The following is a 24,262-nucleotide window of genomic DNA, read 5'->3' as shown; positions in this document are numbered from 1 at the left end:
CGCGAGGGTTAGCGAGCAGAATATCCATTAGTGCACCTTCTCCTCATCATCAACGCCCAGGATCTCCACCTCAAAGGTGACGGTATGACCGGCCAGCGGGTGATTGAAATCGACCGTGACCGACATCCCGGCTACCGCCCGGATGATGCCCGGCAACTCGCTGCCATTGGGCTGATCGAACAGGATGATGGTGCCGACTTTTGGCTCCACATCGGCACCAAACTTGGCACGGTCGAGATGGTAGATATTGTCGGGATTGGAGAGGCCAAACGCCTGCTCAGGCGCCAGCGTGAAGCTCTTGCTCTCCCCTTCGCACAGGCCCAGCAGGCACTGCTCGAAGGTGGGGGTCAGGCTGCCATCGCCCATCCGCAGCCGAGCCGGTTTGCCATGCAGCGCCGTGCTGTCGGCAACCGAACCATCTTCCAGCTTGATGGAGAAGTGGAACAGCACGCTGCTGTTAGTGGTGATCTGCTGGCTCATGCCTGCTCCTTTTTCTCACCACGGAATCCGTCCAACACAATCATGGCGGCCCCGATAAAGATAAAGCTGTCGGCCAGGTTGAATGCCGGCCAGTGGGCACGCTGCCAGTAGAAGTCGAGGAAATCGACCACATGGCCCAGCACCAGCCGGTCAAAGACGTTGCCAAGGGCGCCGCCGATGATGAGTGAATAGGCGATACCGCTCCAACGCTGGGTCACCGACTGCTTGCGCAGCCAGTGGATCAGCAATCCACAGATGGCAAACGCCAGCACCGCGAAGAACCAGCGCTGCCAACCGCCTTGATCAGCCAGAAAGCTAAATGCGGCGCCCTTGTTGTAGACGTGAACCAGATTGAAGAAGGGGGTGATCTCCACCCCCGGGTAACCAAATGGCAGCAACTTGACCACGGCGAGCTTGCTCGCCTGGTCCAGTACAAAGGCCAGCAGAGCCAGCCACAGCCAACGCAGGCCGCTTTTATGTTGAGTCATGTTCATCAGGCAAATTGACGCGTTTCGCCGTCACCCTCGACGTTGGTCACACAGCGACCACAGATCTCTTCGTGACCCGCGATGGTGCCCACGTCTTCCACATGGTGCCAGCAGCGGTCGCACTTGGCGGCGGCAGACTGGGCCACGCTCAGCCACAGGTCATCGCGCTCGGTCGCCACAGAGCCTTCCGGTGCAGTGTCAGCCACCACCACCTTGGCCTTGGAGGTGAGCAGCACGAAGCGCAGCTCATCGGCCAGGGCGTTCAGGCGCGCAGCCAGCTCCGGCTTGGCGAACAGGGTCAGTTCGGCCTGTAGGGAGCCGCCGATGCGCTTCTCGCCACGGGCCACTTCCAGCGCCTTGTTCACTTCACCACGCACGGTGAGGATCTCGGCCCAGAAGTCGTCGTTGAGGGTTTCACCCGCTTCCAGCCCGAACAGGCCATCGTACCACTCTTCAGTGAAGACGAACTCACCGCGCTCACCCGGCAGCAGTGCCCAGATTTCATCAGCGGTGAAGCTCATGATCGGCGCCATCCAGCGCACCATTGCCTCGGCGATGTGATAAAGGGCGGTCTGGCAAGAGCGACGGGCCAGGCTGTCGGCCTTGGCGGTGTACTGGCGGTCCTTGATGACATCCAGATAGAAGGAGCCCATCTCGATGGAGCAGAACTGCATCAGCTTCTGAGTCACGCCATGGAAGTTGTACTCATCGAACGCTGCCATGATCTCGGCCTGTACCGCTTTGGCACGACCGACAGCCCAGCGATCCACCACCACCATGTCGGCAGGCGCAACCATGTCGGTCGCCGGATTGAAGCCGTTCAGGTTGGCCAGCAGGAAGCGGGCGGTGTTGCGGATGCGACGATAAGCATCGGCGGAGCGCTTGAGGATCTCGTCGGAGACAGTCATCTCGCCGGTGTAGTCAGTGCTCGCTACCCACAGACGCAGGATGTCGGCACCCAGCTTGTTCATTACGTCCTGCGGGCTGACCACGTTACCGATGGACTTGGACATCTTGCGACCCTGACCATCCACGGTGAAGCCGTGAGTCAGCACCTGGTTGTACGGGGCCTTGTCTTTCATCGCCACGCCGATCATCAGAGAGGACATGAACCAGCCGCGGTGCTGGTCAGAGCCTTCCAGATACATGTCGGCCGGGTTGCCATTGAACTCGGGACGGGCATCAACCACGGAGGAGTGGGTTGAACCGGAGTCGAACCAGACGTCCAGGGTGTCAGGCACCTTGTCGTACATGTCGGCATCGCTGCCCAGCAGCTCGGCCTTGTCCAGATCCCACCATGCCTGGATGCCGGACTGCTCGACCCGCTTGGCCACTTCGTGCATCAGGCGCACGGATTCCGGGTGCAGCGCCTGAGTCTCTTTGTGGACGAACAGGGAGATAGGCACGCCCCAGGTGCGCTGACGGGAGATACACCAGTCAGGACGGTTCTCGACCATCGCCTGAATACGGTTTTTACCCCAGGCCGGTACCCAGCCGCTCTGGCCGTGCTGTTTGATACCATCCTTCTCGATACGCTCGATCTCTTCCAGCGCACGCTGGCGCAGACCCTTCTGTTCCATGCTGATGAACCACTGCGGGGTGGCACGGAAGATGATCGGGGTCTTGTGACGCCAGCAGTGCGGGTAGGAGTGGTTGAACACCTTGTGATGCAGCAGGGCGCCGCGCTCGGTCAGCACTTCGACCACAGAGGCGTTGGCCTTGAACACGTGCTGGCCGGCAAACAGTTCGGTATCCGGCAGATACACGCCGTTGCTGCCAACCGGGTTGGCCACTTCCAAACCGTACTTCTGACCGACCACAAAGTCTTCCTGACCGTGGCCAGGGGCGGTGTGGACGGCGCCGGTACCGGCATCCAGGGTGACGTGGTCACCCAGCACCACCGGCACGTCGAAGCTGTAGAAGGGGTGGTTGAAGCGCAGCAGCTCGAGTGCCGCGCCCTTGGCGTAACCCAGATTGTGGAACTGCTCGATACCGGCACGATCCATCACGTCCTTGACCAGCTCGGCAGCCATGATCAGGCGCTCGGGGTGCTCACCTTCAACCTGCACCAGCGCATAGTCGAGGTCGGCGTGCATGGCGATGCCACGGTTGGCTGGCAGAGTCCACGGGGTCGTGGTCCAGATCACCGCAGAGATCGGGCCCTTGCCGATGTGGCTTTCGGCGCAATCAAATTTGGCGGCAACGGTCGCCTCATCAACGGCCTTGAAACGCACATCGATGGAGGGGGAGTTCTTGTCGTAGTACTCCACTTCGGCTTCAGCCAGCGCGGAGCCACAATCGGTACACCAGTGCACCGGCTTGGAACCTTTGTGCAGGTGGCCGTTTTCAACGATCTTGGCCATGGAGCGGATGATGTTGGCTTCGGTGCCAAAATCCATGGTCAGATAGGGATGTTCCCAGTCACCCAGCACACCCAGACGGATGAAGTCGGTCTTCTGCGCTTCGATCTGGGTCTTGGCGTATTTGCGGCACTCGGCGCGGAATTCGGCAGCGGAAACCTTCTCGCCCGGCTTGCCAACCATGCCTTCCACTTTCAGCTCGATAGGCAGACCGTGGCAATCCCAACCCGGCACATAGGGGGAATCGAAACCGGAGAGGCCCTTGGACTTGATGATGATGTCTTTGAGGATCTTGTTGACCGAGTGACCGATGTGAATGTTGCCGTTCGCATAGGGGGGGCCATCATGCAGAATGAAAGAAGGCTTGCCCGCTTTGGCGCGGCGAATAGCGCCGTAGAGATCCTGATCGTACCAACGTTTCAGCATGTTGGGTTCGCGCTTGGCCAGATCGCCACGCATCGGAAACTCGGTTTCCGGAAGATTCAGGGTGTGTTTATAGTCGCTCATCAGTCCTGGGTTCCCTTCTTTTCTAAAAGAGTGCTGGGTAAATTGAATTGTGGCAGCCCGAACCAGGCTCGGGCCACCAGGGCATCTCGTTCGATCTGCTCTTTCAAGGCAATGAAAGAGGCAAACTTCTGCTCTTCGCGCAGCTTGTGGCGAAGCAGCACCTTGACCTGCTGACCATATAGATCACCAGAAAAATCAAATAGATGTACTTCCAATCTGGCTTGTGTACCGCTCAAGGTCGGCCGTACACCCACATTGGCTACACCGGGGAAGGTCTTGCCGGAACATATCACTTCCACCGCAAACACGCCACCGACCGGGATCACCTGGCGCTTGAGGGCCAGATTGGCGGTGGGAAAACCTATGGTGCGCCCCAGCTTGTCGCCGTGGGCCACCCGGCCGCTGATGGTATAGGGACGGCCAAGCATCAGCTCCACTTCCGCCATCCGGCCCGCCTTGAGGGCTTCACGCACCAGGGTGCTGCTGACCCTCTGCCGTTCGAGCTGGAAGCTCTGGGTACTGATCACCTCGAACCCGAAGCGATGACCCGCCTCTTCCAGCAAGTGGAAGTCCCCTTCCCGCCCCTTGCCGAAGCGAAAATCGTCGCCAACCACCAGATAGCGCACCCCGAGCTTCTCCACCAGCAACTGCTCGATGAAGGTCGAAGCCGCTTGCTCGGCAAAGCGATGGCTGAAGCGCACGCAGAGCATGCGGTCGATCTGCAGCCCCCGCAGTGCTTCATACTTTTCCCGCAACCGGCTCAGCCGGGCAGGCGCCGCCGTACCGGCAAACAGCTCCAGCGGCTGCGGTTCGAACAGCATGACGCAGGCGGGCAATCCCAGCTGGGCCGCTTTCTCCTTGAGACGTGCCAATACCGCATGGTGACCCTGATGAACCCCATCAAAGTTGCCAATGGTTAATACACATCCCCGGTGACGGGGCTTGAGATTGTGAATGCCGCGAATAAGCTCCATCAGTGCCTTGTGCGTTGCTGCCATGGAAATCGGCGGATTATATATCAGGCAGCAGGCAGGGTCAGCCCTCATAGCCTGATTTCAACTATCCGGGCCCAATCCCGCCCCCCGTGGCGCCATGAGGCACTCTCCCCATGGCGCCGCAGGATCACGGCTACTGTTGCCCCGATTTAAGATGACGCGGGCGAATACCCAGCAGCAGCAACACCACGGCGTAGACCGCAGCCCCCAGCGACAACAGCATGGTCAGCTGCAAACTGGCCTTGCCCATGCTCCATGCGCCCCACTGGGCCAGATCCGGCGACAGGTAGGCGAGCACGCCCCCCATAAGTACGCTGGCGACCAGCAGCTTGAGGCAGAACACCCCGGTATGGCGGGAGGGACGATAGACGCTCTGCTGGTACAACCCCTTGAACAGCAAGGCCGCATTCAGGGTGCCCGAGCAGGCGGTCGAGAGCGCCAGACCCACGTAACCGAGTGGATAGATGAAGAGGAGGTTGCAGACCATATTGGCCGCCATCGACATCATCCCGATCCGCACCGGCGTCTTGGTATCCTGACGGGCGTAATAACCGGGTGCCAGCACCTTGATCAGCATCAGAGAGAGCAGACCGGTGGTGGATGCCAGCAAGCTGGCGCTCGACATGGCCACTTCATGCAGGCCGAACTCGCCGCGCATAAACAACACCCGCAGAATCGGCTCGCGCATCACCGCAATGCCTATCATGGCCGGCAGGCCGAGCAGCATCACCATCCGCACCCCCCAATCCATGGTGCGGGAGAAGTCGGCCGGATCGGCATCCACATGCTTTTTCGCCAGCGCAGGCAGGATCACGGTACTGATGGCCACCGCAAACAGGCCGAGGGGGAACTCCAGCAGGCGATCCGAGTAGTAGAGGTAGCTGATGGCACCGGTCGCCAGGAAGGAGGCGAGCATGGTGTTGACCAGCAGGTTGATCTGGCTGACCGAGACCCCGAACAGGGCCGGGATCATCAGGGTGCGGATCTTCACCACTCCCGGGTGATGCCATCCCCACTTGGGCCACACCAGCATGTTGATTTGGCGCAAAAAGGGGTACTGGAACAAAAACTGCACCAAACCGCCCAAAAAGACACCAATCGCCAGCGAGATCTCCGGTTTGTCCATCAGCGGCGCAATCCACCAGGCCGCCGCAATCATGGTGATGTTGAGAAACACCGGCGTAAACGACGAGACTGCAAAGCGGCCGAAGGTGTTGAGGATGGCCCCCGCCATAGCGGTAAAGGTGATAAACCAGAGGTAGGGGAAGGTGATCTTGAGCATCAGACTGGCGAGCTCGAACTTCTCGGCCGCAGGCCCGCCGTGCAACCAGTCCCAGAACCAGCCCCAGCCAAACAGCGCGGTCAGCACTCCCGACCCCAGCACCCCGAGCAGGGTAACTACCGTCACTATGCCCCCCAGCGTACCCGCCACCGCGGCCAGCAATTCACGCACTTCCCCCTCGTCGCCATTTTTCTTGTACTCCGTCATTACGGGAACAAAGGCCTGGTTGAAGGCACCTTCGGCGAACAGACGACGCAGAAAGTTGGGAATGCGATTGGCAAAGAAGAAGACGTCTGCGGCCACCCCGGCACCGAGCAGATTGGCGATGACCACATCGCGAACCAAGCCCATTACGCGGGATGCCAGCGTCATTCCGGACACTATCATGCCGGATTTGATCAATTTCTTACTCAAGACGAGGCCTCTGGAACTGTCAGAATGAAAAGAATGCTGCTAGAATCGGCCGACAGTTTAACCGTCTCCCTACTGACACACCACCGGGAGGCGGTGTTTATTTGCACAAATCATTTGACATTATGTGGTTGGAAGGGCATATTTCCGGGCCTTTTCAATACACTCGCTAAGACAGTTTTAGGAGTTTTACCTTGGCTAACATCAAATCTGCTAAGAAGCGCGCTCTTCAGTCAGAAAAACGCCGTCAGCACAACGCCAGCCGTCGTTCCATGACCCGTACCTACCTGAAGAAAGTCATCGCTGCTATCGCCTCTGGCGACAAAGCTGCCGCGACTGCCGCTTTCGCTGTTGCTCAGCCGATCATGGATCGTATGGCGACCAAAGGCCTGATCCACAAGAACAAAGCTGCTCGTCACAAGAGCCGCCTGTCTGCCCAGATCAAAGCTATGGCTTAATCAGCTTCTGCTGATCAAAGCTAAAAAAACCGGCCTTAGTGCCGGTTTTTTATTTATCTGCGCTGCAATAAAGTCGATGCAGCAAACTGATCATTTCACGCACCTCATGGCTGCGCAGCGAATAGTAGACCGTCTGGGCCTCTTTGCGCGTCGTCACCAGCTCATCCCGCCGCAACAGCGCCAGATGCTGTGACAAGGCCGACTGACTCAATCCCAATCGCTCGTTGAGCTCCCCCACCGACAGCTCCCGCTCCAGCAACTGGCACAGAATAAACAGCCGCCGTTCGTTGGCCAGCGCCTTGAGCAAGGCCACCGCTTTACTCGCATTGGCTTCCATCTCTTCAAGTTGCATCACATCTCTCCTCTGCCACTCATCGCCGATGATACGTGGTGACGGGCCGTTTTAAAACGACAGGGTGGCCGGCTGGATGGCGGAGAAGTTCTCCTGCCCGGAAAAGAGAAAGGTAAAATCGCTCTCGCAGACCCGCTTCACCGCCGGATGCTGGATCATCCGCTCGGCGAAGATGACGTAATACTCCTCCATCAGATCCTGAGTTTCCCCGATCAGCATCACCCCCTCCCCCTCGAGGATCTCCTCCCGATAGATGGTGGGTGCCATGAAGATGCCCTGATTGAAGAAGCCAAACGCCTTCATCAAGGCGGCATCATCGAACTCGCCAAGAATGCTGGGAGAAACCCCCTGTTGCTCAAACCACTGGGTCAGCTGGCGCCCCATGGCGGTACGGCGACCGGGGATCAGCAGCTTGCGCTCCTCCAGACAGGCGGGAAAGGGCTTTTCGGGCAACGGCGCCTTGCAGAAGAAGCTGACGCCACAGCCGCCCAGCCGTTTGGAGAGCAGCCCCGCATGCTGGCTGGAGTCCACCGGACAGTCGGAGAGGATCATGTCGAGCTTGTGCTCGCTCAGCTGCTCCAGCAGCAGTTCGTGGGTCGATTCGAAACAACGCAGATGGATGGAACCATCATTGGGGATGACAGAGAGCAGCACGCGGCTGGCAAGGCGCTTGGAGAGGGCATCGGCGATGCCGACGTCGAACAGGATCTGGCTCTCCTTGCGGTAGTTGACGATATCGAGCATCTCGTAGGAGAGGCTGAACATCTTGTCGGCATAGCGAAACACCAGCTGGCCTAGCTCGGTCGCCTCGAGCGAGCGCCCTTTGCGTTTGAGCAGCTTGCCGCCGAGGCGCTGCTCCAGCAGCTTGATCTGGCCGGTGACCGTTTGCGGGGTCAAAAAAAGGGCTTCCGCTGCCTGGGTAACGGAGCCCTTCTTCTGAGTCATCCAAAAATAGTAAAGGTGGTTGTAGTTAAGGTGTGACATCCGATGGGGTTCCCGCGGTGCGCGGACTCCGGTAGCAGCTGAGTTCAACCGCCAGAATGTCATACATGTCGCTGACCGAGTCAACCTTGTTCGCGCCAAACTGCTCCATCAGGCTGGCCTTGAGGCGTGCCTTGTCGGGCATCCGATCAGCGCAATAACGCTTGTTGGAGTGTTTGACCCGCTCGCCAGCCCGGCTGCTCAGCGCCCGCTCGGAGAAGGTCTCGCCAAAGCGCGCCTTGGCCTGCTTGTCCCCCAGCAGCAGGGCGCTATCGACCACTCCGTTCAGATAGGCAGAGCAGTTCGCCGAGGCGGCGTCCTGCTTGCAATCCTCCAGCCCGCCGGCCCATGCCATTGGGCTCAGCAACAGCATCAACAACCCTGTATGTAGCTTCATAGTCCCTCCGTACTCTGTTCCCCTTCACCCTTGGGAAGGGCCATGCGCAAGGCCAGATAGCCGACCACCGCCGCCATGGTGGAACCCACCAGGATCCCGAGGCGAGAGTAGCTGCCGTAATCCAGCCCACCGTGCTCGAAGGCGAGCGACGCGATAAACATCGACATGGTAAAACCGATGCCACAGAGGATGCTGACCGCAAAGATCTGCTTGAAGTTGACCCCGGGCGGCAACTGGGCGATGCCCAGCTTGACCGACAGCCAGCTGATGGTGAACACCCCGAGCGGCTTGCCGATAAACAGCCCCAGCATGATCCCCATCGGTACCGGACTCAGCAGGGAGGAGAGACCAATCCCCTCCAGCGACACCCCGGCGTTGGCAAAGGCAAACAGCGGCAGGATCAGATAGGCACTCCAGGGGTGCAACTTGTGCTCCAGATACTTGAGCGGCGAGGCGTAACGCTTGCCATTCAGCGGAACCATAAAGCCCACCACCACACCCGCCAGGGTCGCATGGACGCCAGACTTGAGTACCGCCACCCAGAGCACCAGACCGACCAGCATGTAGAGGCTGATCCTGTCCTCACCACGACGATTCATCCAAAACAGGGTGAGGGTTGCCAGAATACCGATGGCCAGAGCCTCCAGCGACAGCTGCTGGGTATAGAAGAGCGCAATGATGATGATGACGCCGAGGTCATCCATGATGGCCAGCGCTAGCAGGAATACCTTGAGGCTCACCGGCACCCGCTTGCCGAGCAGCGCCATCACCCCGAGGGCAAAGGCGATATCGGTCGCAGCCGGAATCGCCCAGCCAGCGCGCGCCACGTCGTCCGAATAGTTGAAAAAGGCGTAGATCAAGGCCGGCGCCAGCATGCCACCCACCGCCGCAATCGCCGGGAAGGTCGCCTGAACCCGGGTCGAGAGCGCCCCTTCCAGCATTTCACGCTTCACTTCCAGACCAACCAGCAGGAAGAAGATCGCCATGAAGCCATCGTTGATCCAGAGCAGCAGCGGCTTGTTGATGTCGAGGGCCGCGATGCGCACCTGCACCGGCGTGTCGAGAAATGCCTGATACCCGCCAGCCAGCGCGGTATTGGCTAAAATCATTGCCAGCATGGCAGCCATGATCAGAATAATTCCGGAGGCGGCCTCCAGCTTCAGGAACTTTTTGATTACGTCACTCATGGTTAAATTTTCCACCGTATTGCTTTGATTTGAGTCTATATCCTGCAACAACCAATGGAAAATCGTTTCTTGCTGCTCAACACAACGAAAAAACCGAAGGCAAAATAGAACATACCTGCTATAAGCAGGTTTTGCCTCGTCTCAGGCTACCGTCTTATTAATCAATAAAATGAATTTTCAATTATTTAGCTGCATAAAAAAGGCGCCCTGAGGCGCCTTGCTATCAGATGGCGACGGGCGCCTTGATACCGGGATGGGGGTCATAACCCTCGATCTCGAAATCCTCGAACTTGTAGTCGAAGATGGAATCCGGCTTGCGCTTGATCACCAGAGTCGGCAAAGAACGTGGCTCACGGGAAAGCTGCAGCGCAGTCTGCTCCATGTGGTTGGAGTAGAGGTGCACATCACCACCGGTCCAGACGAAGTCACCCACTTCCAGATCGCACTGCTGGGCCATCATATGGGTCAGCAGGGCATAGCTGGCAATGTTGAACGGCAAGCCGAGGAACACGTCACAGCTGCGCTGGTAGAGCTGGCAGGAGAGCTTGCCGTCCGCCACATAGAACTGGAAGAAGGCGTGGCAAGGGGCCAGCGCCATCTTGTCCAGCTCACCCACGTTCCAGGCGGAGACAATGATGCGGCGCGAATCCGGGTTGTGCTTGATGTCATCCACCGCTTTCTGGATCTGGTCGATGACAGACCCGTCGGCCGCAGGCCAGGAACGCCACTGAGCACCGTATACTGGCCCCAGATCGCCATTCTCGTCTGCCCACTCATCCCAGATGCTGACGCCGTTTTCCTTCAGATAGGCGGTATTGGTATCGCCATTGAGGAACCAGAGCAGCTCGTGAATGATCGAGCGCAGGTGGCACTTCTTGGTGGTCACCAGCGGGAAACCTTCCGCCAGATTGAAGCGCATCTGATGGCCGAACAGGGAGACGGTACCGGTGCCGGTACGGTCAGACTTGACGGTGCCCTCATCGAGGATCTTCTGCATCAGGTCGAGATAAGCTCGCATTATTTCGCCTCCTTCACGGCATTACCGAACAACTGCGGGCGCTTGTAGGCGACCCAAATCATCAGGGCACCGGCGATAATCATCGGGGTGGAGAGGATCTGGCCCATGCTGATCTCCTGGAAGTAGAGACCAAGCTGGCTGTCCGGCTGGCGCACAAACTCCACCAGGAAGCGGAACAGGCCGTAGAACAGCAGGAACATGCCGGAGATGGCGCCGCGTGGCGGGTTCTTGCGCCAGAACAGGTTGAGAATGATGAACAGCACCACCCCTTCCAGTGCGAACTGGTAGAGCTGGGAGGGATGACGCGGCTCGGGGCCCGCTTCCGGGAAGATGATCGCCCAAGGCACATCGGTGATCCGCCCCCACAACTCGCCGTTGAGGAAGTTGCCGATCCGGCCAACGCCGAGGCCAAACGGAATGAGCGGCGCCACAAAGTCGGCCACGGTGAAGAAGTGGCGCTTGGTCTTGTGAGCAAACCAGATCATTGCGGTGATAACCCCGATCAGACCACCGTGGAACGACATGCCGCCGGTCCAGATCTTGAACAGATAGGTGGGATCCGCCAGGAAGAGATCGAAGTTGTAGAACAGCACGTAACCGACACGGCCACCGAGGATCACCCCGAGGAAACCGTAGAACAGCAGATCCGACACCTCGTTGCGGGTCCAGCCGCTGTTCGGTGCATCGGCGCGACGGCCGGCAAGCCACATGGCAAAAGCGAAACCAAACAGGTACATGAGACCATACCAGCGTACCGATAGTGGTCCCAAACTGAATGCTACGGGATCAATCTGCGAGAAAACCCAATATCCATCGTGCTGCATAAGCGGCCCCAGTCAAAATAAAAGCCGCATTTTCCGATCATTCGTCAGCAGGGACAAGGCATGATTATCAATCACTCTGTTTCGATTTATGACCGGCTCGCAGCAAACCGCCCAAACCATGCTCCTCCAGATAGCGGGCAAACAGGCCGCGCAGTATGTGGGGATTGTCATGCTTGAGACCATCGGCCATCAGTTCGGTCAACTCGCTCAGGGTGGATTGACGCAGTACGTACTTGATCCGGGCGATGTTGTGGGTGTTCATACTGAAGCGGCGATAGCCCATGGCAAGCAGCAGCAGTACACCGACCGGATCACCAGCCAGCTCGCCACAGACCGACACCGGCTTCTGGTAACGGTGGGAGGCATCAACCAGCTGTTGCAGCGCGCGGATCACTGCAGGATGGAAGGCATCGTAGATGTTGGCCACCCGGGAGTTGTTGCGGTCCACCGCCAGCAAGTACTGGGTCAAGTCATTGCTGCCCACCGACCAGAAGTCGATGAGTGGTGCCATCTCCGGCAAGATAAAGAGGGCTGAAGGCACCTCAATCATCACCCCGAGGCTGGGGTAGCGGATCACCGCATCGCGGCTCGCCGCCTCTTCCGACACCTCTCGCCACGCCTGATCCAGCAGACGACGGGAGGCTTTGATTTCGCTGACGCTGCTGATCATCGGCAGCATGATGGCCAGATTGTCCAGCCCTTCGCTGGCCCGCAGCATCGCCTTGAGCTGCACCAGAAACAGCTCCGGGTGATCCAGGGTGATCCGGATCCCCCGCCAGCCAAGGAAGGGGTTTTCCTCGACAATGGGGAAATAGGGTAACGGCTTGTCGCCGCCCACATCCAGCGTCCGCATGCAGACCGGCCGGTTGCGGTAGGTCTCGAGAATGCCGCGATAGCGGGCAGTCTGCTCCCACTCGGAGGGGAAGCTCTCCTGCAGCATAAAGGGGATCTCGGTGCGATAGAGCCCGACCCCGTCCGCCAGCTGGTTGAGCGAGATCTCGGTATCGGCACTGAGCCCCGCATTGAGCAGCAGGGAGACCTTGGTGCCATCGGCGGTCTCGGATGGCAGGTTGTCGACGCTGCGCACCAGGGTATCGAGTGCCCGCTCCTCATTGAGCAACTGACGATACTCGGTCAGGATCACCTGATTGGGTTCGATGAAGAGATCGCCGCTGTAGCCATCGACCACCAGCATGCGACCGCCGATGTCGCCAAGGGGCAGATCCACCCCCATGATGGCGGCCACGCCCATGGCGCGGGCCAGAATGGCCGCGTGGGAGTTGGTACCCCCCTTGAGCGAGACCACCCCGGTCAGATACTCGCGGGGCACTTCTGCCAGAATGGTGGCGGTCACCTCGTCGGCAACCAGCACCACCGGCTCGCCGATGGAGATATGTTCCGGTTCATTCTGCACCAGTCGGCTGATCAGCCGCTGGGCAATATCCTTCACGTCGGTGGAGCGCTCCTGCAGGTAGGGATCCTTCATCCCCTTGAACTGCTCGATCAAGCGATCGCTGATCAGCTTGACCGCCGAGACGGCCGTCCAATGCTCCTTGCTCACCTTATTGCGAATGGGCTTGATGTAGCCGGGATCGTTCAGCAGATGGAGATAGATGTCGAAGATCGCCACCGAATCCTGGCTGTAGCTCTCGCGAAAGCGCAGCGCCAGACTCTCCAGATCGTGGCGCACCTCCTCCACGGCCAGCTCCAGCCGCTCCAGCTGGCTGACATGGTCTTCATCCTTGCGCGGGGTGATGGACGAGAGCGCCTTGTGAGGCCGCCATACCCAGGCCTTGGCCATGGCGATGCCGCTGGCACCAGCAATACCGCGCAGCGGCTTGCTCCAGTCGGTCTTCTGCAACCACCCCTTGGCCTGCGCCTGGGCGATCCGCGCCGCCAGCTGGGCCGCCAAGGTGACCATAAAGGACTCCTCCCCTTCATCGAAGCGGCGGCTCTCCTTCTGCTGCACCACCAGAATGCCGACCACCTGACGCTGGTGCATGATGGGAGCGCCCAGGAAGGAGCGGAACGCCTCTTCGGCGACATCGGGCAGGAATTTGAAACTGGGGTGCGCGGGGGCATCAGCCAGGTTGATCAGCTCTTCCCGCTGACCCACCAGACCGACGATGCCCTGCTCGTAGGGCAGGGTCACCTTGCCAACCGCGGACGGGGCCAAGCCGTCGGTGGCAGCCAGGCGATAGCGGCGCACCTCGGGTTCCGAGACATAGACGGAGCAGCAGTCCACTGCCATGGCGTGCCGGGTCTGGCTCACCAATGCCTGCAAGGCCTGCTCGAGGGTATTGGCCTCGGCCATGCTCTCGACGATACGTCTCAGTTCCGTTAACAACTAATCTGTGCTCCTTAACGGGGGCGATTGCGCCGCCCATCCTTCTTGTTGACCTGCACTGCCGGCACCGGCATCGCCAGCGGGGCAAACTCTTTCATGACCCGGCGGTAAACCTCCCGCTTGAACGAGACGACCTGACGCACCGGGTACCAGAAGCTGACCCAACGCCAGTCGTCAAATTCGGGATGGCCATGACAGCCGAACTGGATCCGCGATTCCCTGCCCGGACCAAGTTGTAACAGGAACCATTTTTGCTTTTGGCCAATACAGACCGGTGAACTGTCCCAGCGGACAAGACGTTTGGGTAAACGGTACTTTAGCCAGTTACGACTGGTGGCCATGATGGTCACATCTTCGGGCTTGAGGCCAATCTCCTCATACAGCTCTCGATACATGGCCTGCTCTGGCGTTTCACCATCATCAACCCCCCCCTGCGGAAACTGCCAGGAGTGCTGCCCATAGCGTTTAGCCCACAACACTTGTCCTTCACGGTTACAGATCACGATACCGACATTGGGACGAAATCCGTCGCCATCAATCACGTGATCACCTTATAAAGGCTGAATCTATAAGGAGATTGTTCCACATTCACTCCGTGGCAGCAAACAAGGAGTGAATCCCCTATTTCATGAATAACTTTCAATTTCAAACATACTTATAAACAAATCCAAGGATCCGCGCCCCCAAGTTGCCCACCCAGGCTGTGCATAAAGCTGTTAGCAAACGGGTATATACAGTACTTTTTAACTGTACGCAAAAAGCGACCTTTCGCGCAACCTCGCAGATAAAAAGACAAAAAAACATTATTATACATATGGTTGAATCAAAACAACTGGATCTAGATCCATGTCAATCAAAGAGCCAGATCCATGATCCGGATTGTGAACAAGTTCAACTGCTCAAAGATCCACCGCGGCGAAATTATCCACAGGAGTGGCACAATATCTACCCCGTTTACCCGGTAAAAATGGGGTGGCATTCACAATTTTTTGTAACATATCAGCGACTCCACCCACTTTCATCCACTTATCCAAGATTTCTGTGGATAACTGTGTGTAACATCATGCACAAACCCTTGGACAACTATTTCGAGGTCAAACCAGGCCAGGATCACTGCTCGATAAAACAGACAAAACCCTTTAAAATCATCACGATGAGCTGATAGCCCCCAAATTCTCTGCATTTGATCTTATCCACTCAGGATCGGTTATAAAAACAGCGATCCTTCTCGGGATCCTCCCCTGTTAGAATATGGCGAGCAAGATGGAGCCAACTATGCCAAGCAATCCCCAATCCGAGCAGGAGTTATTGAGCCGCGCCTATGCCATGGCTGGCTTCACCCTGGCGCAGCTGGCCGCCGAGGCTGGCGTCGCGGTGCCCAACGATCTGCGCCGTGACAAGGGGTGGGTCGGTCAGTTGATCGAGCTGCAACTGGGAGCCAGCGCGGGCAGCAAGCCGGAACAGGACTTCCCGGAGCTGGGGATCGAACTCAAGACGATCCCCGTGGATCCTCAGGGCAAACCGCTGGAAACCACCTTCGTCTGCGTCGCCCCGCTGATCGGCGTCAGCGGCCAGCGATGGGAGGAGTCAAACGTGCGTAACAAGCTCTCCCGGGTGCTCTGGATCCCGGTGGAAGGCAGTCGCGAGATCCCGGTTGGCGAGCGGCGGGTCGGTATGCCGCTGATGTGGAGCCCGAATGAAGAGGAAGATCGGCTACTGCGTCAGGACTGGGAGGAGCTGATGGACATGATAGTGCTGGGGGAAGTGGAGCAGATCAGCGCGCGCCACGGCCAGGTGATGCAACTGCGGCCCAAGGCCGCCAACAACAAGGCACTGACAAGAGCCATCGGTCGCGATGGTCAACCCATCATGACCCTGCCGCGCGGCTTCTATCTCAAGATCGACTTCACCCACAGCCTGCTGCAACGCTATTTTGCCTTGCCGACTTGATCTGCCTTATCAACATCTTTGTCATATGATGGTATAAAAATAGACAGGAGCCATTTTTAACTCACAGACAAGGAGGCGTCATGCCACTGATCAAACAGTTTTTAAAGTCCAAGCCCGAGGTCAAGGTGACCTTTGCAGTAGAAAAAGAGGCCGCCGCAGGTGCGGAGCAGGTGATGCTGATCGGCGAGTTCACCCAGTGGCAACCGGTCGAGCTGAAACGCATGAAGAGCGGCGAGTTCAAAGCCACCCTCAATCTGCCGACCGACGGCCCGGGTTACTTCGAATATTGCTACCAGCTCATCACCCCGGAAGGGGAGACCCTCTACGAGAATGACTGGGCAGCGGATGACTATGTACCAGGCCCCTTCGGGCGCGATAACTCGGTAGTACGGGTCATCCAGTAACGTCCCCCAGATAGCCCATAGACGGATACAAAAAAGGCTCGCCATTGGCGAGCCTTTTCACTACCTGTCGAGCTATTTGCCGACATACCGACACCAATTCGAATCGAATTAGTTGAGCTTCTCTTTGATACGAGCAGCTTTGCCGGACAGGTTGCGCAGGTAGTACAGTTTGGCGCGGCGAACATCACCACGACGCTTCAGTTCTACACTGTGGATCAGCGGAGAGTGAGTCTGGAATACACGCTCAACACCTTCGCCGTTGGAGATCTTGCGAACGGTGAAAGCAGAGTGCAGACCGCGGTTACGCTTGGCAATAACGATGCCTTCGAAAGCCTGCAGACGCTCTTTACCACCTTCTTTAACACGAACTTGAACACGTACAGTGTCGCCCTGGGCAAAAGCCGGGATGTCGGTACGCAGTTGCTCTTGTTCAAGCTGCTGAATAATCTTGCTCATTGTCTTTCCTTACCTAGGATAAACTGAAAACTCTACTTAACGCTGTCACGCACTTCGCGGACATACTCGGCAAGAAGTGATTCTTGCTCGTCAGTCAGAGCTAGGTTGTTAATAAGTTCCGGCCTTCTTTGCCAGGTTCGTCCGAGCGACTGTTTGAGACGCCAGCGTCGAATCACTTCGTGATTGCCGCTTGTCAGCGCCTCGGGCACCGCCAATCCATCCAACACCTCCGGCCGAGTGTAGTGGGGATGATCCAGCAAGCCATCCGTGAAGGAGTCTTGCTCGGCACTGGCCTGATCACCCAAAACCCCCGGGACCAGACGCGAAACCGCATCGATCAGGGTCATGGCAGGCAACTCGCCACCACTTAACACGTAATCCCCGATAGACCACTCTTCGTCGACTTCGGTTTGTATCACGCGTTCATCGATACCTTCGTATCGACCGGCTACCAGAATCAGTTTCTGATTCGTCGCCAACTCGGTTACGCCCGCTTGAGTCAGCTTGCGTCCCTGAGGAGAGAGATAGATGACTTTCGCCCCGTCTCCCGCCGCTTGCTTGGCTGCATGAATCGCGTCACGCAACGGCTGAACCATCATTAACATGCCGGGCCCACCACCATAAGGACGATCATCGACCGTACGGTGTTTATCGTGGGTAAACTCCCGGGGGTTCCAGCACTCAATCTGCAGCAGGCCACTCTTGACGGCCCGACCCGTTACCCCGTGCTCGGTAATGGCTCGGAACATTTCAGGGAAGAGGCTAATGACCCCAATCCACATAAGAAACCTCCGGCACCCGTGTTAGCGCGGGAAACTAGAAACCAGGATCCCAATCAACTTCGATTGTTCGAGCAGTCAGATCAATATTCTTGATCACCTGCTCTTCCAGGAACGGAATCAACCGCTCCTTTGCACCAAAGGCATCTTTTACATTGGCCTCAACCACCAACACATCGTTGGAGCCGGTTTCCATCAATTCGGTCACCTTGCCCAGGTCGTATCCCTTGGTGGTCACCACGGAGCAACCAATCAGGTCACGCCAGTAGAACTCACCTTCAGGCAACGCAGGCAACAGATCGGCTGGTACGCCAATCTCGACATTGGTCAATGCCAGGGCATCTTCGCGCACATCGATACCATCGAGTTTGCAGATCAGACCCTTGTTGTGACGCTTCCAGGATGAAACCCGAATTTCACGCCACGCCCCGTTCTGATTAATCAGCCAAGGGTTGTAATCGAAAATCGCTTCGGCAACATCGGTGAAGGAGTTCACTTTAAGCCAGCCCTTGATGCCATAAACGGTACCCAGGGTGCCCAGAACTATAGGTTTTTCCACCTTAACTCCTTACCGTTTAGCTGATTAAGCAGCTTTTTTAGCGTCTTTGATCAGCTTGGCAACGCGGTCAGAAACAGCGGCACCAGTAGCAACCCAATGCTCGATACGAGCCAGGTCCAGGTTCAGCTTTTCAGCAGAACCAGCAGCAACCGGGTTGAAGAAACCAACGCGCTCGATGAAGCGACCGTCACGGGCGCAACGGCTGTCAGAAACTACTACCTGGTAAAACGGACGCTTTTTCGCGCCACCACGTTGTAAACGAATGGTTACCATATCGTCCTCATTAACATCTAATGAACAAGGCCCGCAAACACGCGGACCCTAGCTTAAAATAAGCCGCGTAATTCTACTTGGATTCGTAATAATTGCAACCAAGCCAGCCATTTTTTGCGCAGAACCGCAATGAAAAGGGGCCTGCCGCTGCAGACCCCCATCAACACGCTGACCGGATCAGAACGGGCCGCGGCCGCCACCGAAACCGGGGGGCATCATGTTCTTCATCTGGCTCATCATCTTGCGCATGCCGCCCTTGCCGGACATTTTTTTCATCATGCGCTGCATCTCGGTGAACTGCTTGAGCAGCTTGTTCACGTCCTGCACCTGCATGCCGGAGCCTGCGGCGATACGTCGTTTGCGGGAACCCTTGATGAGATCGGGATGAGCGCGCTCTTTCGGCGTCATGGAGCTGATGATGGCTTCCATCCGCACGGTGAGCTTGTCATCCATCTGATCTTTCACGTTATCCGGCAAGCCGGACATGCCAGGCAACTTGTCGAGCATCCCCATCATGCCGCCCATGTTGCGCATCTGGGCCAGCTGCTCGCGGAAATCTTCCAGATCAAAGCCTTTGCCGCTCTTGACCTTGCTGGCCAGCTTGGCAGCTTTCTCTTTATCGACGTTGCGCTCGACTTCCTCGATCAGCGACAGCACATCGCCCATACCGAGGATGCGGGAAGCGAGACGATCCGGGTGGAATGGCTCCAGCGCATCGGTCTTTTCACCCATACCGATAAACTTGACCGGTTTGCCAGTGATGTGACGCACCGACAGCGCGGCACCACCACGGGCGTCACCATCCGCCTTGGTGAGGATCACACCGGTGAGCGGCAACGCTTCGTTGAACGCCTTGGCGGTGTTGGCGGCATCCTGACCGGTCATGGCATCCACCACAAACAGGGTTTCAACCGGCTTGATGGTGGCGTGCAGATCCTGGATCTCGGCCATCATGTCACTATCGACGTGCAGACGACCGGCGGTATCGACGATCACCACGTCATAGAACTTCTTGCGCGCCTGATCGATGGCGGCAGTGGCGATGTCGACCGGCTTCTGGCTGGCATCGCTCGGGAAGAAGTCGACGCCGATGTCGCTGGCCAGGGTCTCCAGCTGCTTGATCGCCGCAGGGCGGTAAACGTCGGCACTGACCACCAGCACCTTCTTCTTGCTGCGCTCTTTGAGCAGCTTGGCCAGTTTGCCGACCGTGGTGGTTTTACCGGCACCCTGCAGACCGGCCATCAGGATGATCGCGGGCGGCTGGGCAGCCAGATTGAGCTGTTCGTTGGCCTCCCCCATCACGGTGACCAGTTCACCGTGCACAATCTTGATAAATGCCTGGCCCGGGCTCAGGGATTTGGCCACTTCCTGCCCGACCGCGCGCTCTTTGACGCGCGCCACGAAATCACGCACTACCGGCAGGGCGACATCCGCCTCGAGCAGCGCCATGCGGACTTCGCGCAGGGTTTCCTTGATGTTCTCTTCGGTCAGGCGACCACGGCCACTGACATTGCGCAAGGTGCGCGAGAGTCGTTCAGTCAAATTCTCAAACATGACGGATTCCGGTTCTTGGCGTAATAAATTGGGGGCATTATAACCCAGAGCGGGCGCGAGGACGATTATTCACCGCACCCTGGCAGCAGGGACCTTCTCCCTATATATGGGCAGATCGACCGTTGCACAACTGGCGAGCACTTCTCGTGCAAGGTATACTGCCCCTCTTACCCTCAAAAGCTTGTGCAACAACGACCTGGTTATGATCGTAATCTCTGTTCTGGCCCTGGCGTTTTATCTGCTGGCCATCATCGCCTCCCTGCATCTGTTACTGAGCGCCAAGCCGGTGGGACAGCGCTCCCTGTTTGCCTGTATCGGATTGGCCCTGATCGCCCATGCCAGCGCCCTCGGTTCAGAGGTATTGCAGAGTTCCGGCCAGAACCTGAGCATGCTCAACGTCGCCTCGCTGGTCAGCCTCATCATCAGTTGCTTCATGACCTGCGTCACCCGCCGCTTCAACGGCTGGATCCTGCTGCCGGTGGTCTACAGCTTCTCGGCCCTGCTGCTGGCGGCAAGCGCCCTGATCCCGGGTCGCTACATCACCCATCTGGAGGCCCATCCCCAGCTGCTGCTGCACATCGGCCTCGCGCTGATGGCCTACTCGGTATTGATGATCGCCTGTCTGTTTGCGCTGCAGCTCGCCTGTCTGGACAAGCAGCTTAAATCGAGAAAAATCAGCAACCTGCCAACCATGCCACCACTGATGACGGTGGAGAAACGGCTGTTCCAGCTCATCTCTGCGGGGGTGCTGCTGCTGACCCTCTCCATCGCCTCCGGCCTCTTCTTCCTCGAAGACATGTTCGCCCAGGGCAAATCCCACAAGGCGGTGCTCTCCATTCTTGCCTGGTGTGTCTACGTGCTGCTGCTGTGGGGTCATCACACCTATGGCTGGCGCGGCCGCAAAGTCATCACGCTTAGTCTGATTGGCAGCGTCATCCTGACTCTTGCCTACTTTGGCAGCCGCTTCGTCAAAGAAGTGTTGTTGAGCTGACCCCCACTCTTTTCGTCACACCATCCAACAGGAGCCCTTTTTGGACAGCATCTCAACGAGCACATTACTGATTGTCCTCGTTATCTTGATCCTTCTATCCGCTTTTTTCTCCAGTTCCGAAACCGGCCTGATGTCCATCAACCGCTACAAGCTGCGGCATCTGGCACAGACCAAACACAAAGCCGCACGCCGCGTCGAGCAACTGCTCGCCCGCCCCGATCGCCTGCTGGGGCTGATCCTGATCGGCAACAATCTGGTCAATATCCTCGCCTCCGCCATCGCCACTATCGTCTGCATCCGGCTGTTTGGTGATCTCGGGGTCGCCATCGCCACCTTCGGCCTGACCCTGGTGGTGCTGGTGTTTGGTGAAGTGACCCCCAAGACCCTGGCCGCCATGTTCCCGGAGAAGATCGCCTATCCCGCCTCCTGGATCCTGAAAGGATTGATGGTGCCGCTCTCGCCGCTGGTCTGGCTGATCAACGGCATCACCAGCGGCCTGCTCAAGATGCTGAAGATCAATCCCAACAAGGATGACTCCCTCAACACCGAGGAGCTGCGCACCATCGTCAACGAGGCAGGCAACCTGATCCCCAAGCGTCATCAGGAGATGCTGCTCAGCATCCTGGATCTCGACAAGATGCTGGTCGAGGACATCATGGTGCCGCGCAGCGATATCTACGCCATCGACATCAACGATGACTGGAAGAGCATCCAGCGTCAGCTGGCTCACTGCGCCCACACCAAAATCCTGCTCTATCGTGACAATATCGACGACGTTGTCGGCTTTTTACACGCCCGCGATGCCCTGAGACTGGTAGCTCGGGATCTGTTCAACAAATCGAGTCTGTTGCGGGAAGTGGACGAAATCTACTTCATTCCGGAAGGGACCCCGCTTAACGTGCAGCTGGCCAAGTTCCAGCGCAACAAGGAGCGGATCGGCCTGATTGTCGATGAGTATGGCGATATTCAGGGGCTGATCACCCTGGACGACATTCTGGAAGAGATCGTGGGCGACTTCACCACCTCCATGACGCCAGCGCCGAGCGACGAGATCCACCCCCAGCCGGACGGCACGTTTCTGGTGGAAGGTTCGGCCAGTGTGCGCGAGCTGAACAAGGAGATGAACTGGCACCTGCCCATCGACGGCCCGCGCACCCTCAACGGTCTGATCCTCGAATATCTGGAGGAGATCCCCCAGCCCAACATCGGGATCCGACTGGCCGGTTATCCTATCGAAATCCTCGATGTGGAGAACAACATGGTGAAGATGGCGCGGATCATGCCGGCATCTTACCGAGCTGATACGGATTCACAACATTGAAAAAGGGCTGCCGGTGGCAGCCCTTTTCTATTGCTCATTTTCATTGTTCGTCTTCGTCATCCGGCTCCAGCACCAGGGTCGGGATCAACTCGCCGAAGACCCGTTGCAACTCGTCACGGTTGGCCAGCAGGTCTTGCAGCGTATAGCTGTCCATCACCGCCAAAAATGCATCCATCGCCTCTCGCAGCGCGCTCTTGAGCAGGCAGACCGAGACGATATGGCAAACGGGCGAGCCGCAGTCGATCCCGTCCAGATTGCCTTCCAGCGCCCGGATAACCTGCCCGATATTGATGGTGGCCGGATCGCAAGCCATGCGAATACCGCCATTCTTGCCCCGCTGGGATTGCAGATAGCCCAGCTTCACCAGCTGATTAACCACCTTCACCATGTGGTTGCGGGAAACGCCATACAGGGCCGATACCTTGGCAACGCTCGACAACTCACCTTCCGGCAGGGTGGCAAGATAGAGCAGGGCTCTCAATCCGAAATCTGTATAACTGGTTAGTCTCATAAAACCTGATTAGCGCAATGCGAAAAGTGGAGTATTGATTCAAATCAAATAAACATCTAGGATGCCACTTATTAAATGACATTTTATATGTTCAATTAGAACGAGGCTATATGCTAGATCAAACCACCGTTGCCGTCATCAAAAGCACCATCCCGCTGCTCGAATCAGCAGGTCCGGCCCTTACCCAGCACTTCTATCAACGGATGTTCAGCCATAACCCGGAGCTGAAAGATATCTTCAACCTGGCCCATCAACGCAGTGGCGGCCAGCCGCTGGCCCTGTTCAATGCGGTCGCGGCTTACGCCAGGAATATCGACAATCTGGGGGCGCTCGCCGGTGCGGTCGAGCGGATTGCGCACAAACATACCGGATTCCTGATCCAGCCGGAACAATATCACATTGTAGGTAGTCATCTCTTGGCCACGCTCAAAGAATTGGGAGGAAGTACGGTCACCGACGAGGTGCTGGAGGCATGGGGCAAAGCGTATGGCGTGCTGGCCGACATCTTTATCGGCCGCGAGCGGGAGATCTATCAGGAGAAGGCCAATCAGGATGGCGGCTGGCAAGGTACCCGCAGCTTCATCATCAAGGAGAAGCGGGCCGAGAGCGCGCTCATCACCTCCTTCCTGCTGGCGCCGGAAGATGGCAAGCCGGTACTGGCCTTCAAACCGGGCCAATACCTCAGCGTCAAGCTGGTTCACCCCGAGCTGGAATATCAGGAGATCCGCCAATATTCTCTCTCCGATGCGCCCAATGGCCAGCATTACCGCATCAGCGTCAAGCGCGAACCGCAGGGTCAGGTCTCCAATCTGCTGCACGATCACCTGCAGGCGGGTGACAAGATCGAAGTCATGCCCCCCACTGGCGATTTCTATCTGAAAGCCGACAGCCAGACCCCAGTGGTACTGCTCTCCGCCGGTGTCGGCGTGACGCCGATGATGAGCATGCTCAACCAGTTACTGGCGAGCAGCCATCAGGCCGATATCACCTGGCTGCACGCCTGCGAACAGGGCGCTGTACACGCCTTTCGGGAGGATATTCAGCAAAAATCCCGCCAGCATCCCAACTTGCTGAGCCGGGTCTGGTATCGGGAGCCGGAGGCCAGTGATGTAAAGGGCGAAGATTACGACCTTTCCGGCACCATGGATCTGACTGCAGTAAAGGAGCGCATAACACCACAGGCCCACTACTACTTCTGTGGTCCCCTCGGCTTCATGCAGGCGATCAAGCGGCAGCTGCTGGCGGCGGGGGTGCCGGCCGGGCAGCTTCATTACGAAGTTTTTGGCCCCCATCAAGATCTCTAAGGCGCGGGCGGCCATATAACGGAGGGAGGCTCCGGCCTGTCATGGCACGGCGGCTGGAACCGGACCCACAGAT

25 protein-coding genes are annotated in these 24,262 nt (G+C 57.8%); 6 read left to right on the top strand and 19 right to left on the bottom strand.

Going from position 1 to position 24,262, the window contains the following annotated elements; genetic code table 11:
• Positions 1 to 27 precede the first annotated feature (27 nt).
• The 5 genes from fkpB to murJ all read right to left on the bottom strand — a co-directional run bounded on the left by fkpB (position 28) and on the right by murJ (position 6,526).
• Positions 28 to 480, bottom strand: coding sequence for an FKBP-type peptidyl-prolyl cis-trans isomerase (gene fkpB / locus BSP75_RS16560; RefSeq protein ID WP_075113922.1), 453 nt, complete (start codon positions 478 to 480; stop codon positions 28 to 30).
• Complete coding sequence (gene lspA, locus BSP75_RS16555) at positions 477 to 974, bottom strand: signal peptidase II (protein WP_058053940.1); 498 nt, start codon at positions 972 to 974, stop codon at positions 477 to 479. The genes fkpB and lspA overlap by 4 nt, the downstream gene beginning before the upstream one ends.
• Positions 974 to 3,835, bottom strand: a complete 2,862-nt coding sequence (gene ileS, locus BSP75_RS16550; RefSeq protein ID WP_075113921.1) for an isoleucine--tRNA ligase — start codon at positions 3,833 to 3,835, stop codon at positions 974 to 976. The genes lspA and ileS overlap by 1 nt, the downstream gene beginning before the upstream one ends.
• The gene (gene ribF / locus BSP75_RS16545) at positions 3,835 to 4,809 is read right to left on the bottom strand and encodes a bifunctional riboflavin kinase/FAD synthetase (protein ID WP_075113920.1); all 975 of its coding nucleotides are present in this window, start codon (positions 4,807 to 4,809) and stop codon (positions 3,835 to 3,837) included. Before ribF ends, ileS begins: the two co-directional genes overlap by 1 nt.
• A gap of 154 nt (positions 4,810 to 4,963) precedes the next feature.
• Positions 4,964 to 6,526 (bottom strand): murein biosynthesis integral membrane protein MurJ, encoded by a 1,563-nt coding sequence (gene murJ / locus BSP75_RS16540; RefSeq protein WP_075113919.1) that lies wholly within the window; start codon positions 6,524 to 6,526, stop codon positions 4,964 to 4,966.
• A 191-nt stretch (positions 6,527 to 6,717) separates the two neighbouring features.
• Here murJ and rpsT point away from each other — a divergent pair, with 191 nt between their 5' ends.
• Positions 6,718 to 6,981: a 30S ribosomal protein S20 gene (gene rpsT / locus BSP75_RS16535; RefSeq protein ID WP_005308808.1), complete on the top strand. Its 264-nt coding sequence runs from the start codon at positions 6,718 to 6,720 to the stop codon at positions 6,979 to 6,981.
• Positions 6,982 to 7,030: 49 nt separating this feature from the next.
• On the opposite strand, the gene BSP75_RS16530 is transcribed toward rpsT, so the two are convergent.
• The 8 genes from BSP75_RS16530 to rppH form a co-directional block, all read right to left on the bottom strand.
• Positions 7,031 to 7,333 (bottom strand): metalloregulator ArsR/SmtB family transcription factor, encoded by a 303-nt coding sequence (locus BSP75_RS16530; protein WP_013724128.1) that lies wholly within the window; start codon positions 7,331 to 7,333, stop codon positions 7,031 to 7,033.
• Positions 7,334 to 7,384: 51 nt separating this feature from the next.
• Entirely contained in the window at positions 7,385 to 8,317 is a 933-nt protein-coding gene (gene nhaR, locus BSP75_RS16525; protein WP_005340434.1) for a transcriptional activator NhaR, read from the bottom strand.
• The gene (locus BSP75_RS16520; RefSeq protein WP_075113918.1) at positions 8,304 to 8,711 is read right to left on the bottom strand and encodes a hypothetical protein; all 408 of its coding nucleotides are present in this window, start codon (positions 8,709 to 8,711) and stop codon (positions 8,304 to 8,306) included. Before BSP75_RS16520 ends, nhaR begins: the two co-directional genes overlap by 14 nt.
• Complete coding sequence (gene nhaA, locus BSP75_RS16515; RefSeq protein WP_075113917.1) at positions 8,708 to 9,898, bottom strand: Na+/H+ antiporter NhaA; 1,191 nt, start codon at positions 9,896 to 9,898, stop codon at positions 8,708 to 8,710. The genes BSP75_RS16520 and nhaA overlap by 4 nt, the downstream gene beginning before the upstream one ends.
• 223 nt (positions 9,899 to 10,121) lie before the next feature.
• Positions 10,122 to 10,916 carry a thymidylate synthase gene (thyA, locus tag BSP75_RS16510; RefSeq protein WP_042059675.1) on the bottom strand — a complete coding sequence of 265 codons (795 nt, stop codon included), beginning with the start codon at positions 10,914 to 10,916 and terminating at the stop codon, positions 10,122 to 10,124.
• Entirely contained in the window at positions 10,916 to 11,740 is an 825-nt protein-coding gene (gene lgt, locus BSP75_RS16505; protein ID WP_075113916.1) for a prolipoprotein diacylglyceryl transferase, read from the bottom strand. The genes thyA and lgt overlap by 1 nt, the downstream gene beginning before the upstream one ends.
• Before the next feature lie 67 nt (positions 11,741 to 11,807).
• The gene (gene ptsP / locus BSP75_RS16500) at positions 11,808 to 14,087 is read right to left on the bottom strand and encodes a phosphoenolpyruvate--protein phosphotransferase (protein WP_075113915.1); all 2,280 of its coding nucleotides are present in this window, start codon (positions 14,085 to 14,087) and stop codon (positions 11,808 to 11,810) included.
• Between the two features lie 14 nt (positions 14,088 to 14,101).
• Positions 14,102 to 14,629, bottom strand: coding sequence for an RNA pyrophosphohydrolase (gene rppH, locus BSP75_RS16495; protein ID WP_075113914.1), 528 nt, complete (start codon positions 14,627 to 14,629; stop codon positions 14,102 to 14,104).
• Positions 14,630 to 15,362: 733 nt separating this feature from the next.
• Between rppH and mutH the strand changes: the two genes are divergently transcribed.
• Together mutH and BSP75_RS16485 are read left to right on the top strand one after the other, a co-directional pair.
• Entirely contained in the window at positions 15,363 to 16,037 is a 675-nt protein-coding gene (mutH, locus tag BSP75_RS16490) for a DNA mismatch repair endonuclease MutH (RefSeq protein ID WP_042059668.1), read from the top strand.
• Positions 16,038 to 16,117: 80 nt separating this feature from the next.
• The gene (locus BSP75_RS16485) at positions 16,118 to 16,441 is read left to right on the top strand and encodes an isoamylase early set domain-containing protein (protein ID WP_019445584.1); all 324 of its coding nucleotides are present in this window, start codon (positions 16,118 to 16,120) and stop codon (positions 16,439 to 16,441) included.
• Between the two features lie 108 nt (positions 16,442 to 16,549).
• On the opposite strand, the gene rplS is transcribed toward BSP75_RS16485, so the two are convergent.
• From rplS to ffh, 5 genes are all read right to left on the bottom strand, one after another.
• On the bottom strand, positions 16,550 to 16,897 hold the full coding sequence (rplS, locus tag BSP75_RS16480; RefSeq protein WP_005313505.1) for a 50S ribosomal protein L19: 348 nt from the start codon (positions 16,895 to 16,897) through the stop codon (positions 16,550 to 16,552).
• Positions 16,898 to 16,929: 32 nt separating this feature from the next.
• Entirely contained in the window at positions 16,930 to 17,679 is a 750-nt protein-coding gene (gene trmD / locus BSP75_RS16475; protein ID WP_005340400.1) for a tRNA (guanosine(37)-N1)-methyltransferase TrmD, read from the bottom strand.
• A gap of 34 nt (positions 17,680 to 17,713) precedes the next feature.
• Positions 17,714 to 18,235 carry a ribosome maturation factor RimM gene (gene rimM / locus BSP75_RS16470; RefSeq protein ID WP_042059665.1) on the bottom strand — a complete coding sequence of 174 codons (522 nt, stop codon included), beginning with the start codon at positions 18,233 to 18,235 and terminating at the stop codon, positions 17,714 to 17,716.
• Between the two features lie 24 nt (positions 18,236 to 18,259).
• Positions 18,260 to 18,508 (bottom strand): 30S ribosomal protein S16, encoded by a 249-nt coding sequence (rpsP, locus tag BSP75_RS16465; RefSeq protein WP_042059663.1) that lies wholly within the window; start codon positions 18,506 to 18,508, stop codon positions 18,260 to 18,262.
• A gap of 177 nt (positions 18,509 to 18,685) precedes the next feature.
• Positions 18,686 to 20,062, bottom strand: a complete 1,377-nt coding sequence (gene ffh, locus BSP75_RS16460; protein ID WP_075113913.1) for a signal recognition particle protein — start codon at positions 20,060 to 20,062, stop codon at positions 18,686 to 18,688.
• Positions 20,063 to 20,264: 202 nt separating this feature from the next.
• On the opposite strand from ffh, the gene ccsA reads away from it, so the two are divergent.
• Together ccsA and BSP75_RS16450 are read left to right on the top strand one after the other, a co-directional pair.
• The gene (gene ccsA, locus BSP75_RS16455; RefSeq protein ID WP_075113981.1) at positions 20,265 to 21,053 is read left to right on the top strand and encodes a cytochrome c biogenesis protein CcsA; all 789 of its coding nucleotides are present in this window, start codon (positions 20,265 to 20,267) and stop codon (positions 21,051 to 21,053) included.
• 40 nt (positions 21,054 to 21,093) lie between these two features.
• Positions 21,094 to 22,374 (top strand): CNNM domain-containing protein, encoded by a 1,281-nt coding sequence (locus BSP75_RS16450; protein WP_042059662.1) that lies wholly within the window; start codon positions 21,094 to 21,096, stop codon positions 22,372 to 22,374.
• Positions 22,375 to 22,414: 40 nt separating this feature from the next.
• On the opposite strand, the gene BSP75_RS16445 is transcribed toward BSP75_RS16450, so the two are convergent.
• Complete coding sequence (locus BSP75_RS16445; protein WP_042059661.1) at positions 22,415 to 22,885, bottom strand: Rrf2 family transcriptional regulator; 471 nt, start codon at positions 22,883 to 22,885, stop codon at positions 22,415 to 22,417.
• Between the two features lie 110 nt (positions 22,886 to 22,995).
• Here BSP75_RS16445 and hmpA point away from each other — a divergent pair, with 110 nt between their 5' ends.
• On the top strand, positions 22,996 to 24,189 hold the full coding sequence (gene hmpA / locus BSP75_RS16440; protein WP_075113912.1) for an NO-inducible flavohemoprotein: 1,194 nt from the start codon (positions 22,996 to 22,998) through the stop codon (positions 24,187 to 24,189).
• The last annotated feature ends 73 nt before the right edge of the window (positions 24,190 to 24,262 follow it).

This window comes from Aeromonas sp. YN13HZO-058, assembly GCF_001921245.1.
GTDB lineage: Bacteria > Pseudomonadota > Gammaproteobacteria > Enterobacterales > Aeromonadaceae > Aeromonas > Aeromonas allosaccharophila.
This window is presented reverse-complemented; position numbering and strand designations above follow the sequence as displayed.